The sequence below is a fragment of the Hydrogenophaga sp. SL48 genome, from assembly GCF_021729865.1.
In the GTDB taxonomy this organism is placed as follows: domain Bacteria; phylum Pseudomonadota; class Gammaproteobacteria; order Burkholderiales; family Burkholderiaceae_C; genus Hydrogenophaga.
Map to the genome: position 1 here is coordinate 5,074,833 of NZ_CP063400.1, position 12,668 is coordinate 5,087,500.

The 12,668-nt window shown below is 68.9% G+C and carries 12 protein-coding genes; 4 read left to right on the top strand and 8 right to left on the bottom strand.

Annotated elements, in window-relative coordinates; all coding sequences use genetic code 11:
• Nucleotides 1-19 precede the first annotated feature (19 nt).
• Nucleotides 20-829, top strand: coding sequence for a crotonase/enoyl-CoA hydratase family protein (locus IM738_RS24160; RefSeq protein WP_236963556.1), 810 nt, complete (start codon nucleotides 20-22; stop codon nucleotides 827-829).
• A gap of 307 nt (nucleotides 830-1,136) precedes the next feature.
• Here IM738_RS24160 and IM738_RS24165 read toward each other — a convergent pair whose 3' ends face one another.
• The 3 genes from IM738_RS24165 to IM738_RS24175 form a co-directional block, all read right to left on the bottom strand.
• Nucleotides 1,137-2,954 (bottom strand): methyl-accepting chemotaxis protein, encoded by a 1,818-nt coding sequence (locus IM738_RS24165; protein WP_236963557.1) that lies wholly within the window; start codon nucleotides 2,952-2,954, stop codon nucleotides 1,137-1,139.
• 152 nt (nucleotides 2,955-3,106) lie between these two features.
• On the bottom strand, nucleotides 3,107-3,412 hold the full coding sequence (locus IM738_RS24170; protein WP_336886539.1) for a hypothetical protein: 306 nt from the start codon (nucleotides 3,410-3,412) through the stop codon (nucleotides 3,107-3,109).
• Nucleotides 3,409-4,329, bottom strand: a complete 921-nt coding sequence (locus IM738_RS24175) for a LysR family transcriptional regulator (protein WP_236963558.1) — start codon at nucleotides 4,327-4,329, stop codon at nucleotides 3,409-3,411. Before IM738_RS24175 ends, IM738_RS24170 begins: the two co-directional genes overlap by 4 nt.
• Before the next feature lie 140 nt (nucleotides 4,330-4,469).
• On the opposite strand from IM738_RS24175, the gene IM738_RS24180 reads away from it, so the two are divergent.
• On the top strand, nucleotides 4,470-4,664 hold the full coding sequence (locus IM738_RS24180; RefSeq protein WP_236963559.1) for a hypothetical protein: 195 nt from the start codon (nucleotides 4,470-4,472) through the stop codon (nucleotides 4,662-4,664).
• 2 nt (nucleotides 4,665-4,666) lie between these two features.
• On the top strand, nucleotides 4,667-5,068 hold the full coding sequence (locus tag IM738_RS24185; protein WP_236963560.1) for a tautomerase family protein: 402 nt from the start codon (nucleotides 4,667-4,669) through the stop codon (nucleotides 5,066-5,068).
• A 21-nt stretch (nucleotides 5,069-5,089) separates the two neighbouring features.
• On the opposite strand, the gene IM738_RS24190 is transcribed toward IM738_RS24185, so the two are convergent.
• The 4 genes from IM738_RS24190 to IM738_RS24205 all read right to left on the bottom strand — a co-directional run bounded on the left by IM738_RS24190 (nucleotide 5,090) and on the right by IM738_RS24205 (nucleotide 9,838).
• A complete protein-coding gene (locus IM738_RS24190; RefSeq protein ID WP_236963561.1) occupies nucleotides 5,090-5,782 on the bottom strand; it encodes a hypothetical protein in 693 nt (230 codons plus the stop codon).
• Between the two features lie 149 nt (nucleotides 5,783-5,931).
• Complete coding sequence (locus IM738_RS24195; protein ID WP_236963562.1) at nucleotides 5,932-8,139, bottom strand: malate synthase G; 2,208 nt, start codon at nucleotides 8,137-8,139, stop codon at nucleotides 5,932-5,934.
• Between the two features lie 28 nt (nucleotides 8,140-8,167).
• A complete protein-coding gene (locus IM738_RS24200) occupies nucleotides 8,168-8,866 on the bottom strand; it encodes a haloacid dehalogenase type II (RefSeq protein WP_236963563.1) in 699 nt (232 codons plus the stop codon).
• A 51-nt stretch (nucleotides 8,867-8,917) separates the two neighbouring features.
• Nucleotides 8,918-9,838: a LysR family transcriptional regulator gene (locus tag IM738_RS24205; RefSeq protein ID WP_236963564.1), complete on the bottom strand. Its 921-nt coding sequence runs from the start codon at nucleotides 9,836-9,838 to the stop codon at nucleotides 8,918-8,920.
• Nucleotides 9,839-9,957: 119 nt separating this feature from the next.
• On the opposite strand from IM738_RS24205, the gene IM738_RS24210 reads away from it, so the two are divergent.
• Nucleotides 9,958-11,181 carry a CaiB/BaiF CoA transferase family protein gene (locus IM738_RS24210; protein ID WP_236963565.1) on the top strand — a complete coding sequence of 408 codons (1,224 nt, stop codon included), beginning with the start codon at nucleotides 9,958-9,960 and terminating at the stop codon, nucleotides 11,179-11,181.
• Nucleotides 11,182-11,192: 11 nt separating this feature from the next.
• On the opposite strand, the gene IM738_RS24215 is transcribed toward IM738_RS24210, so the two are convergent.
• Entirely contained in the window at nucleotides 11,193-12,404 is a 1,212-nt protein-coding gene (locus IM738_RS24215) for an IS110 family transposase (RefSeq protein WP_236961226.1), read from the bottom strand.
• Between the last annotated feature and the right edge of the window lie 264 nt (nucleotides 12,405-12,668).

Here is a 12,668-nt window from a genome sequence, read left to right on the forward strand (position 1 = left end):
GGCTGTCTACCATGCGGCCATGAACGCCACCCCCACGCCCCCCGAAGGCCGCATCACCACGGAGGCGCGCGGCGCCGTGCTGCTGATCGGCATCGACCGCCCGGCCAAACGCAACGGCTTCACGCCAGCCATGATGCGCGCGCTCGCCGAGGCCTACACCCGGCTTGACGACGAGCCCGCGCTGCGCGTGGGCGTGCTGCACGCGCACGGCGACCACTTCACCGCGGGCCTGGACTTGCCCACCTTCGCGCCGCTGATGCAGCGCGGCGAGTACGCCGTGCCCTTCGGTCTGGTGGACCCGCTCAACCTCGGCGACGCGGGCTGGCGCCGCCGCACCAAGCCCATGGTCGTGGCGGTGAAAGGCATCACCTACACGCTCGGCATCGAGCTCATGCTCGCGGCCGACATCGTGGTGGCCGCGGACAACGGCCGGTTCTCTCAGCTCGAAGTGAAGCGCGGCATCATGGCCACGGGCGGCGCCACGCTGCGCATGGCCGAGCGCGCCGGCCTGGGCAACGCGCTGCTGCACCTGCTGACCGGTGATGAATTTCACAGCGCCGAAGCGCTGCGCCTGCACTTCGTGCAACGCGTGGTGCCCGCTGGTGAAGAACTCATTGAGGCCCTGCGCATCGCGACGCAGATCGCCGATCAGGCGCCGCTGGCCGTGGTGGCCACGCGGCTCAATGCGCTCAAGGCGGTGGAGCAGGGGCCACTGGCCGCCATGGCCGAGTTCGATGCGGTGCAGAAAGGGCTGGCCAACAGCGAGGACGCAAAAGAGGGCGTGGCCTCGTTCCGCGAGAAACGGCCGCCGGTGTTCAAAGGGCGCTGAGGCAACGCCCGCAACGCTTCAGTCGTGCGGGGCAAACCGCGCCACCAACGCCTCGCCCCGCTGCCACGGACCGGTGAGCGTCGGCGTCACCGTGGACCCGTCGCCGTGCTGCGGTGCCTCCGCATCCCACATCCCCTGCCATCCAGCAGACCGTGTGGGCGCGGTGCCGTTGCTGGGCGTGCAGCGGGTGCGTTGAACAGGTGTGAACGAATCCTGCAAACCCGCTGGCGGCGCGCGGGCTGCGCACCCCGCTCGGGCTCGCCCGATGCACGCACACCTTGGAGTCCGTTCAAACGCCTCGGCCGCATCAGCCGATGCGGAACTGCCCCACGGTACGGGACAACCGCTCGGCCTGGTCCTGCAGGCCGCTGGCTGCGGCCGCGCTCTCCTCCACCAGGGCCGCGTTCTGCTGTGTCATCTGGTCGAGGTTGCTGATCGCGCTGCCCACCTGCGCGATGCCCGAACGCTGCTCCGACGCCGCCGCGGCCACGGCCTGCATCATCTGCGAGACGCGCTGCACGTTCTGCACGATCTCTTCCATGACCGCGCCGGTGCGGCCCACCAGGGCCGAGCCGGCTTCCACATTCTCGACCGAGCTGCCGATCAGCTGCTTGATCTCCTTGGCCGCTTCGGCGCTGCGCTGAGCCAGGTTGCGCACCTCGGCCGCCACCACCGCGAAGCCGCGGCCTTGCTCGCCGGCACGGGCCGCCTCCACCGCCGCGTTGAGCGCCAGGATGTTGGTCTGGAAGGCGATGCCGTCGATGACCGAAATGATGTCGTTGATCTTGCGCGAGCTGTGGGTGATGGCTTCCATGCTGCTGACCACCTGGCCGACCACCTCGCCGCCCCGCGCGGCCGAGGCGGCGGCGCTGCCCGCGATCTGGTTGGCCTCCTGGGCCGACTGGGCCGACTGCGCCACGGTGGCGGTCATCTCTTCCATCGTGGCCGAGGTTTCCTGCAGGCTCGACGCTGCCGACTCGGTGCGCGAGGACAGGTCGTGGTTGCCGGTGGCGATCTCGCGCGAGGCGTTGTGCACTGCTTCGCTGGCCGATGCGATGTCGCGCAGCGTGGCCTGGATCTTGTCCACGAAAGCGTTGAAGGCCTGGGCGATGCGGGCCAGCTCGTCGTGGCCGCTGGCGTCCAGCCGCTTGGTCAGGTCGCCGTCGCCCGAGGCCACGTCCTGCATGGCGGTCTGCAGCCGGTCCAGCCGCTGCAGCGAGCGCGCCACGACCACACCGGCCAGCAGCGTCGCGATCACGGTGACCACCAGCGCACCGATCAGCGAACGCATCAGGAAACCCGACACCGACGCCAACGCCTCGCCCTTGTGCAGCGAAATCACCAGCTTCCAGTCGGTGCCCGCCACCGGCACGGCCGTCAGCAATCGGGCGCTGCCGTCGATCGTCACCTCGGTCAGTTCGGCGCCCAGGGCGGCCACTGCGGCCGGGGTGAGCGCCGGGCTCAGGCTGGCCGCCTCCTTGAGCACCCGGTCCAGTTGCGTGTGCACCATCACCTTGCCGTTGCTCGACAGCACGAAGGCGTCGCTGGACGGCGTGGGCTTGATGGCGGTCACCGCCGCGGCCACCACGTCCATGAACACATCACCGGCCGCCACCGCGCGGATCTCGCTGCCGTTGCGGTCGGCCATGGCAAAGGTCATCACCAGCTTCTTGCTGTCCGAATCCACATAGGGCTCGGTCAGCACCACGCCCTGGCCTTTGGCCGCCTGCAGGTACCACGGTCGCCCCGTCGGATCCCAGCCAGAGGGCAGGTTCTGAGGGGTCGAGAAGATGGCCCGCTTGTCCTGATAGCCGATGTAGGTGGTGTCAAACGCGCCGCTCTTGACCGCCTGCGTCAGCGCTGTCATCGGGTCCTCCACCTGTGTGGCGGGCAGCAGTGCGCCCACGACAGCGGATTTGCTGGCGATCCATTGGCCGATGCCTTCGGCCCGCGCGAGGGCCAGGCTCTGCGCCGAGGCGTTCACCGAGGCCAGCGTGGTCGAGCGCAGGCTCAGGAAGTTGAAGGCACTGACCGCGACCAGGCCGGCCACCAACAGCATGGCCACGGTCAGCACCAGGCGCGACTTGATCGACAAGTGGCCCAGGCGGGATAAAGAGTTGTTCATGCAAACATCTGGAGGTGGGGTGGCCGTTCGCCCGGGGGAGCCGGGAGGTCCTGTCTGGTCTTCGGTCTTCCGGCCCGGAACTTGAGGCCGCGCCGCCATGCGGCGCGTTCCGGGCGGCCACCTCGGAGCCCTGTTGGGGGACTGGGACTGGTTCAGCGCCCGCAGCAGTCCTCGATGAGCGCCTCGCCCCAGGCCCAGGGGCCGGTGAGCGTCAGCGTCACCGTGGTCCAGTCGCCGTCGGTGTGCTGCTGCACATCGGCGTCCCACGCCCCACCGTCGTCCAGCGGCCCGCGCGGGCCGGGCGCGCGGCGTTCGGCCACGGCCAGCACAGCCTGCGCTTCGGCCCACACCGCGGGCAGGTCGGCCGCCCGCACGCTGGCCATGGCTTCCCAGGTGCCGGTGCCCTCGCCGTCGTCGCAGGCGTCGAAGATCAGGTAGCTCAAGGGGATTGTTTTCATGGGCCAGTGACGCTGGGTTTGTGTTCCTGGGCGATCCACTCGGCCCAGAAGTCGATGCAGGCCCGGATCTTGGGCAACCGCTGGCGCGCGCTCGCCGTGATGGCGTAGAGCGGCACCGGCTGGTGCGCCACGAACGCGGACAGCACCGGCAGCAGCCGCCCCTGCTGCACCAGCGGCGCCGCCGCGACCGTGGCGAGCCGCCCGATGCCCAGGCCCTGCAGCACCATGTTCGCGGCCAGGCCGGTGTCGTTGGTGCACCAGTACCCCTCGGCAGGCAGCAGCACCGCTTGCCCATTCACCTCGAACGGCCACTGGTTGAGGTGCGGCGCGGCGGTGTTGGTGATGAGGCGGTGCTGCCGCAGTTCGTGCGGGTGTTGCGGCAACCCGGCCCGCTCGGCGTAGGCTGGGGCAGCGTACAGCGCGCGGTCGAGGTGGCCGAGCGCTCGCGCGACCAGGGTGTCGGGCAGGGCGGTGCTGGTGCGGATGGCGATGTCGATGCCGTCGCGCGCCATGTCGGCCAGCCGGTCGCTCACCTCCAGCTCGATGCGCAGCCGCGGGTGGCGCTGGTTCAGCGCGCCCAGGCTGGGCAGCAGCAGGTACTGCGCGATCACGGTGCTGGCCGCCACGCGCACCCGCCCGCTGGCCTCGCCCGCGTGCTGGGCGAACTCGCCCTGCAGCTCGTCGAGCGCGCCGGTGATGCGGTGGCAGTACGCGAGAAAGGTGTCGCCCTCGGCGCTCAGCGAGAGCCCGTGGGTGGAGCGGTGCACCAGGCGCGCGCCGCAGGTTTTTTCGATGCGCGTCAGGGCGCGCGAGACCTGGCTGACCGGCACGTCGCGCTCGCGCGCCACCGCCGAGAGGCTGCCCAGTGCGGTCACGCGGGCAAAGAGCTTCAGGTCGTCGAAGGCGAGGTCGTCCATGGCGGAGATGGTAGCGACGGGCGTGGAGCGGGGCGCTGCACGGGCCTTTGCGCGGCGTGCAAAACCGTTTTGACATCGCTGCCGTTTCCCGACGGAGGGGCGGTGCCTAGAGTTCAGGCACCCCTTCAACGGAGCCCACCATGCACACCGAGCACCTCCACCAGACCCTCTCGCCGCAGGCCTACGCGGCCTTGCTGGACCGCCTCCAGCAGCAGGCCCAGCAGGACCGCCGTCGGGCGCAGCAGGCCTTCGGCCAGGCCTGGCCGCGCCTGCTGTGGCAGCGAGCGCGGCGCCTGCGCCTTCCCGTCACCTCCACCCACCCCCAGAAAGCCTGACCATGCCCACCTTGATGCTCAAGATCGCCCCGCTGCAAAACCCCGAGCGCTACCAGGCCCTGGCCGCCGCGCTCACCAGCCTCACCGCCGACATCCTCGGCAAGCGCCCGGAGGTCACCGCCGTGGTGATCGACGACCTGCCCCGCGCACGCTGGTGGGTAGGCGGTGGCGCGGTGCAGGGCGCCACGGCTTTGCTGGAGATCGGCATCACCGCCGGCACCAACACCGACGCGGAAAAGGCGCGCTTCATCGACGCCGCGTACCGCGAACTGCAGCGCCAGCTGGCGCCGGACGGCGGCTTCGAGCTCGCGAGCTACGTGACGGTGAGCGAACGGCCGGCCACCGACTGGGGCTACGGCGGGCAGACCCAGCGCGCCCGGCAGCAGGCACGTGCGCTGGCGTGACCGCCCCGACCCCGCGGCGGCTCAGCGCATCGCGTCCAGCACGCGCGCAATCTCGCCGTTGCAGACCGTGCGGTTGCGCGCGTACTCCTGGGGCGTGTCGATCTCGCGGTGCAGCTGCAGCGTCTGGTCCATCTGGGCCTTGACCCAGGGCAGCCACTCGCCGTGGATGTGCCGGTTGAAGCGGTTCTCCAGCTCGGCGGGCGTGCCGTAGAACACCTGGTTGCCGAAGGACGAGAGCAGCCCCTGGCGCATGCGCGTGGCGGTGTCGTCCAGCGTGTGCTGGTTCACCTTCACATGCCGCATCTCGTGTTCGCGGATGTACCGGTGCGCGCAGCCGCCTTCGGGGAACTCGCTCGCGACCGACACCACGTGCGGGTCGAGGCTGAGCGTGACGACGATGTGTGGGCGCGCGCAGGCCAGCGGCTCGTCCGGGTGGGTCAGCGAGGGGCTGCGGTAGTCGATGCGGGTGCCCAGCCGCATCTCGGTCAGCCCCAGCGTGCGGAACCCTTTGTGCGGCAGCTTCTGCACGCTCATGAGTTCGGCGACGCGGCGGTGGTGCGTGAAGCGGATGGGCGCGGGCGCCGTCTTCACCTCGATGGCCGTGGCCGGCAGGCGCGACTCGCAGGTGGCTTTCCACGAGGGGGACTGGGCCTGGGCGAACGGGGCCAGTGCGCACAGGGTGAGCAGGCCGGTGAGGGATCGGGCAACGCGCATGCAGTGATTACACCCGACAGCACCACGGCGCCCGAAGGCGCCGTTGTGAAGATCCGTGAACGCCGCGGAACTGGCTTTGCCAGGCCGCAGGCGTTGCCTCCTTGAGGGGGTGACGCACCGCAGGTGCGGCGCGGGGGTGGGCTCTTGTCTCAGGCTGCCTTGACCTTCAAGCGCCACGCATGCAGCAGCGGCTCGGTATAGCCGCTGGGCTGGGCCAGGCCCTTGAACACCAGGTCGCAGGCGGCCTGGTAGGCCATGCTGGTGTTGAAGTTGCCGGCCATCTTTTTGTAGAACGGGTCGCCCGCGTTCTGCTGGTCCACCACAGCGGCCATGCGCTCAAACGTTTCGCGCACTTCCTTCTCGGTCACCACGCCGTGGCGCAGCCAGTTGGCCATGTGCTGGCTGCTGATGCGCAGCGTGGCGCGGTCTTCCATCAGGCCCACGTTGTGGATGTCGGGCACCTTGGAGCAGCCCACGCCCTGGTCGACCCAGCGCACCACGTAGCCGAGGATGCCCTGGGCGTTGTTGTCGAGCTCCTGCTGCTTCTCGGCGGCGGTCCAGTTGGGGTTGGCGGTCACGGGGATGGTCAGCATGCCGGTGAGCAGGTTGTCGCGCTCTTTGCCTGCGTCGATCTTTTCCAGCTCCTTCTGCACGTCGCTCACCAGCACCTGGTGGTAGTGCAGGGCGTGCAGCGTGGCGCCGGTGGGGCTGGGCACCCAGGCGGTGTTGGCGCCGGCCTTGGGGTGGGCGATCTTCTGCTCCATCATGGCCTTCATCAGGTCGGGCATGGCCCACATGCCCTTGCCGATCTGTGCCTTGCCGCGCAGGCCGCAGGACAGGCCCACCAGCACGTTGTTGCGTTCGTAGCTCTGGATCCAGGCGCTGGTTTTCATGTCGCCCTTGCGCACCATCGGGCCGGCCAGCATGGCGCTGTGCATCTCGTCGCCGGTGCGGTCCAGGAAGCCGGTGTTGATGAAGGCCACGCGGCTGGCGGCGGCTTCGATACAGGCCTTGAGGTTGACGGACGTGCGGCGCTCTTCGTCCATGATGCCGAGCTTGACGGTGCTCTCGGGCAGGCCCAGCACCTGCTCGACACGGCCGAACAGCTCGCCGGCAAACGCCACTTCACGCGGGCCGTGCATCTTGGGCTTGACGATGTAGACCGAGCCCTTGCGCGAGTTGCGGATCGCGTCTTTCTTGGTGCGCTTCAGGTCGTGCATGGCGATGGTGGTGGTGACCATCGCGTCCAGGATGCCTTCGGGAATCTCCTTGCCTTCCGCGCCCCAGAGGATGGCGGGGTTGGTCATCAGGTGGCCGACGTTGCGCACGAACATGAGCGAGCGGCCGTGCAGGCGCACGCCCTTCTTGCCGTTGGGTGCGGTGTATTCGCGGTCGGCGTTGAGGCCGCGCGTGAAGCTCTTGCCTCCCTTGCTCACCTCTTCGGTCAGCGTGCCCTGCAGGATGCCGAGCCAGTTGCGGTAGGCCAGCACCTTGTCCTCGGCGTCCACGGCGGCCACGGAGTCTTCCAGGTCGAGGATGGTGGAGAGCGCGGCTTCGACCACCAGGTCGCTCACGCCGGCGGCGTCCGATGTGCCGATGGGCGTGGCGCGGTTGATCTGGATCTCCAGGTGCAGGCCGTTGTGCTTGAGCAGCACGGCGCTGGGCGCCTTGGCCTCGCCCTGGTACCCGATGAACTGCGACTTGTCGGCCAGCTTGCTGGTGCCGCCAACGGCGAGGCCGACCACGAGTTCACCGTCCTTGTTGACCTTGTAGCCGGTGGAGCCCACGTGAGAGCCCTTCTTCAGCGGGGCGCAACGGTCGAGCACGTGGCGCGCGTACTCGATGACCTTGGCGCCGCGCTTGGGGTTGTAGCCGCCTTTTTTTCCGACCTTTTCACAGCCCTTGTCTTCGCTCAGCACGTCGGTGCCGTAGAGCGCGTCGTACAGGCTGCCCCAGCGCGCGTTGGCGGCGTTGAGCGCGTAGCGCGCGTTCAGGATCGGCACCACCAGCTGCGGGCCGGCCTGCGTGGCCAGCTCGTCGTCCACGTTTTTCGTGGTGGCCTTGACCTTCTTGGGCTCGGGCACCAGGTAGCCGATGGTCTCCAGAAACTTGCGGTAGGCCACCATGTCGGTGATCGGGCCGGGGTTGGCGCCGTGCCAGGTGTCCAGCTCGGCCTGCAGGCGGTCGCGCTCGGCCAGCAGGGCGGCGTTCTTTGGGGCCAGGTCGGCCACGATGGCGTCGAAGCCTTTCCAGAAGGTCTCGCTGGCCACACCGGTGCCGGGCAGCACGTGGGCGTTGATGAACTCATACAGCTCGGTGGCGACCTGCAGGCCGTGGACTTGGGTGCGTTGTGTCATGGGTGGCTCCAGCGGGAAAAAAAAGAAATCAGTTGAAGAAATGGAGAACGTCACGCAGGTTCTGTGCCGTGCGCGTGGGCTGTGTGCCCAGTTCTTCGAAGGGCAGATTCTGGCGGTTCACCCACAGCGTGCGGTAGCCGAACCAGGTGGCGGCCAGCGCGTCCCAGGCGTTGCTGCTGACGAACACGATCTGGCCGCGCGGCAGGCCGGTGGCGGCTTCGCCCAGCGCGTAGGCGTCGGGGTGGGTCTTGTATTTGCGGATGCCGTCGACGCTGATCACGTGGTCCAGCAGGCCGTCGAGGCCGGCACTGCGGATGGCGATGCCCAGCATCTCCGGTTCGCCGTTGCTCAGGATGCCGGTGGCGATGCCACGCTCGCGCAAGGCCTGCAGCACCTCGCGGTTTTCCGGGAAGGCCGAGAGGCTGCGGTACTGGTTCATCAGCTGCGCGGCGCGGGCCTCAAAGGCTGGCCAGTCGTTGCGCGCGGCGGGTTCGATCAGCTTGATGGCGAACGCAAGGGCGTTTTGTGTGAGGGTCCAGAACGGCTGGTAGTGCGCGCCGTGGTCGCTGGTGGTCACCAGCCGGGTGTATTCGATCTGTTTGTCGCGCCACACCGTGGCCAGCCGCGCGCCCTGGCCGGGGAACAGCTGCTCGGCGAGCAGACCCACGCTGTACACGTCGAACAGCGTGCCGTAGGCATCAAACAGGACCGCGCGGGGTTTTTCCATCCACGAACTGTATTTGATACCTGTCTCTTCATTGATTCCATGAATCGCGATTTATCTGTGACTTTTAAGGTGGTAATTGCCCAGGTGCTCCAGCAGCAGGCGGGCGGCCGGCGTGAGCGCCGCCGCGTCGCGCACGCACAGGGCGAACCCGCGCTGCGCCCAGGCGTCGCTCAGGGGGATCGCGCGCAGGCCGAACTCGGCGCTGCGGGGTTCGGCCACCTCCAGCGGGACCACGCCGATGGCCAGGCGCGCCCGAACCACCCGCAGCACGGCCTCGAAGTCCGACACGATGACGCGGTACCTCAGCGGGCGGTTCAGCTCGACCGAGGCCCGCACCATCAGCGCCTGCACCGCGCTGTTGACCGGCAGGCCCACGTAGTCCCAGTCCAGCGCCTGGTCGAACGGCAGCTGGGGGCGCCCGGCCAGCGGATGGTCGGCGGGCACCACCAGGCCGAGCCGGTCATCGCGGTAAGGGCGAAGGTCCAGGCCTTGCAGGTCGGCGCCGTGCGGGCTGTGCCAGCAGATGCCCAGCGAGGCCACACCGTCGCGGATGCCTTGCACCACCTGGGGCCCGTTGCGCACCTCCAGCTCGACGCGGATGCCCTCGTGCGCCGGGTCGTGCAGGAAGGTCGCCACGTCCTCCACCAGGTGTTCGGCCATCACCGAGGCCGTGGCCAGCACCCGCACATGGCCGCGCACGCCCTTGGCGAACGCGGCCATGTCCTGCTCGATGCGCCGGGCGCCGAGCAGCAGCTCGCGCGCCTGTTCCAGCAGGCTGTCGCCGGCCGAGGTGGGCTCCACGCCGTGGCGCTTGCGCACCAGCAGTGGCGTGCCCAGCTGTTCCTCCAGCTGCGCGAGGCGCTTGCTCACGGCGCTGCCGACCATGTGGGCTTCGGCGGCGGCCCGGGCGATGTTGCGGTGGTGGCAGACCGCCACGAAGAGGCGCAGGCTGGTCAGGTCGAGGTCGCGCACACGGGCTCCTAGGTGTTCCGCTCGGGAAGTTGTGGGGTTCCAAAATACCGCTTTACGGAATTTTGGTGAATCCTAAACTCCCTTCTGTCGGGCAAAAAGCCCGGATGATCCCTCCACACATGCACACCGACACCCGCACCAACCCCCCCACCCCCGCCCATCCGCTGCCGCTGACCGGCCTTCGGGTGGTCGAGTTCAGCCACATGGTCATGGGCCCCACCTGCGGCATGGTGCTGGCCGACATGGGCGCCGAGACCATCAAGGTCGAGCCCATCGACGGCGACCGCACGCGCCACCTGCTGGGCTCGGGCGCGGGCTTTTTCCCGCTCTTCAACCGCAACAAGAAGAGCATCGCCATCAACCTGCACCAGCCCGACGGGGCCGAGGTGGCTCGGCGCCTGGCGGCCAGCGCCGATGTGGTGGCCGAGAACTTCAAGCCCGGCACCATGGGCAAGTACGGGCTCGACTACGCCTCGCTCAGCCAGGTCAACCCGCGCTGCATCTACATCAGCCTCAAGGGCTTCCTGCCCGGCCCCTACGACCACCGCACCGCGCTCGACGAGGTGGTGCAGATGATGGGCGGCCTGGCCTACATGACCGGCCGTCCCGGCGACCCGCTGCGCGCGGGCACCAGCGTGAACGACATCATGGGCGGCATGTTCGGCGCCATCGGCGCGCTGGGCGCGCTGATCCAGCGCGGCATCACCGGCAAGGGCCAGGAGGTGCAGAGTGCGCTGTTCGAGAACAACGTGTTCCTTGTCGGCCAGCACATGCTGCAGTACGCCATCACCGGCAAGCCGGCGGCGCCCATGCCCGAGCGCATCTCGGCCTGGGCGGTGTACGACGTGTTCACCGTGAAGGACGGCGAGCAGATTTTTCTGGCGGCGGTGAGCGATGCGCAGTGGGCCACCTTCTGCGACGCGCTGGGTTTTGCCGACCTCAAGGCCGACCTGCGGTATCCCGACAACAACGCCCGGGTGACGTTGCGGCCGATCCTGCTGCCCATCTTGCGCGAGCGGCTGGCCGGCCGCAGCGCCGCCGAACTGGCCGCCTTGTTTGAACGGGTCGGCCTGCCTTTCGCGCCGATCCGCAAGCCCGAAGAGCTGTATCACGACGAGCACCTGCTCGCCACCGGCGGCCTGGCCGACATCACCCTGCCCGACGGCGCGCGCGCCGGCCAGACCGCCAAGACCACGCTGTTCCCTTTCACCATGGACGGTCAGCGCCTGGGCGTTCGCCTGGACCCGCCGACCATGGGGGCGCACACCACCGAGCTGCTGCACGGGCTGGGGTATGGCGAGTCCGACATCGAGCGCCTGCGTCAGCTGGCGGCGGTCGCATGAGACACCCTGTGTCAACCCCCCGCCATTTTGAGCATGGTTTGAAGCCCGCCGTGGACGGCGGGGTCGTAAGGTTTGCGGTCGATCCAGGCGCGCCAGATGACACGCAACCAGGCGCGGCTGAGGATGCGGATGGCGTGAGGGTGGTCGCAGCCTCGGCCACGCGCGTTCGCATAGACGTCGGCGGCCCATGCGCTGGCATGGCGGGAGTTGTCGGCCAAGGTGGTCAGGGCACGGCGCAGCCGGTGATTGCAGGCCCAGCGGAAGGTCACGGCCTTGTGCTTGCCCGAGGCGTAGGTGACCGGTGCGACGCCGGCCTCGGCGGCCAGGTGTTCGTCGGAGTCGAAGCGCTCACGCACGCTGCCCAGCTCGGCCAGAATCTGTGCGGCACAGATGCGCCCGGCGCGCGGGAAGCTCATGAGGATGCGGCCATCGTCGCTGGCGCCCACCTGGTGCTCGATGCGGCCCGACAGCAGCCGGATTTGATCGACCAGTGTGCTCAGGGTGCGCGCCAGACTGCAGACGAGTTCGCCCTTGGCGTCCATCTCCAGCTCGCCCAAGCCAACGGCTGGGGCCTGCCTGAGCCGTTGCAGCAATTCCTCGGCGCTGCGCCGGCCGCAGTAGGCGTGCTGGGAGCAGAAGGCGGCCATGCGCTTGGGGCCAAGCCGGCTGGCCACCTCTGGCGTCGGGTAGCGCTGGATGAAGGCCAGCGCGATGGGCGAGTCCACATCGGCGAAGATCTCGGCGGCACCGGCCCAGTACGACTCCAGCAGGGCGCGCAGTTGGTTGGCCAGTTGCACGCGGGTGGCCACCAGGTCATCACGGCCGCGCACCAAGGCACGCAACGCGCGGATCTCGTCGGACTGCGCGGCCAGCGGTTTGAAGCGGTGGCCGTCGGTGCGCAGCAGGTCGGCCAGCAAGTAGGCGTCAGAGGCGTCGGACTTGCCGCCGTGGCTGCGGTAGCGCGGCCGGCTGGCCTTGACGGCGTTGGGGTGGATGGGCACGACTTCGAAGCCGGCCTCCACCAAGGCGTCGACCAGCAGCCCGGAGGGACGCTCGATGGCGATGCGCAGCACGTGCAAGGCGCGCAGCTGGCGCAAGAGTTCACGCAAGCCGTCGGCATCGTGCGCGACCTCCCACTGCTTGCAAACGGCGCCGCGCTCGTCGATGACGCACACGGCGTGGGTTTGGCTGGCCCAATCCAGCCCGGCGAAGATGGAATTCATAGACAAACTCCTGCAAGTTGCGGTATGACTGGCCGTGCCGGAAGCCCACGCGGGACGCTCACTGATCGGCGCTCACACCCTGAGGTCAGTGCGGCGCAACACCCTGTAGCCCGTCTGGGTCTTCCGGCACCTTGCAGGCTGCGGGTCTCATGCGGGCCGTCGTACGGCGAGCGCCGCAGGCAGTCACTGCAAGGGCACGGAAGTCAATTCGAACGATCCGCCTGGACACGGCAACACGTCAAACACGGGTTGCCCACCGCGGCG

Excerpts from the sequence above, each read along its gene's own strand:
- IM738_RS24160 (WP_236963556.1), top strand. The coding sequence starts at position 20 with ATGAACGCCACCCCCACGCCCCCCGAAGGCCGCATCACCACGGAGGCG.
- IM738_RS24210 (WP_236963565.1), top strand. The coding sequence starts at position 9,958 with ATGCACACCGACACCCGCACCAACCCCCCCACCCCCGCCCATCCGCTG.
- IM738_RS24195 (WP_236963562.1), bottom strand. The coding sequence starts at position 8,139 with ATGACACAACGCACCCAAGTCCACGGCCTGCAGGTCGCCACCGAGCTG.
- IM738_RS24200 (WP_236963563.1), bottom strand. The coding sequence starts at position 8,866 with ATGGAAAAACCCCGCGCGGTCCTGTTTGATGCCTACGGCACGCTGTTC.
- IM738_RS24180 (WP_236963559.1), top strand. The coding sequence starts at position 4,470 with ATGCACACCGAGCACCTCCACCAGACCCTCTCGCCGCAGGCCTACGCG.
- IM738_RS24170 (WP_336886539.1), bottom strand. The coding sequence starts at position 3,412 with ATGAAAACAATCCCCTTGAGCTACCTGATCTTCGACGCCTGCGACGAC.
- IM738_RS24175 (WP_236963558.1), bottom strand. The coding sequence starts at position 4,329 with ATGGACGACCTCGCCTTCGACGACCTGAAGCTCTTTGCCCGCGTGACC.
- IM738_RS24215 (WP_236961226.1), bottom strand. The coding sequence starts at position 12,404 with ATGAATTCCATCTTCGCCGGGCTGGATTGGGCCAGCCAAACCCACGCC.
- IM738_RS24165 (WP_236963557.1), bottom strand. The coding sequence starts at position 2,954 with ATGAACAACTCTTTATCCCGCCTGGGCCACTTGTCGATCAAGTCGCGC.
- IM738_RS24185 (WP_236963560.1), top strand. The coding sequence starts at position 4,667 with ATGCCCACCTTGATGCTCAAGATCGCCCCGCTGCAAAACCCCGAGCGC.
- IM738_RS24190 (WP_236963561.1), bottom strand. The coding sequence starts at position 5,782 with ATGCGCGTTGCCCGATCCCTCACCGGCCTGCTCACCCTGTGCGCACTG.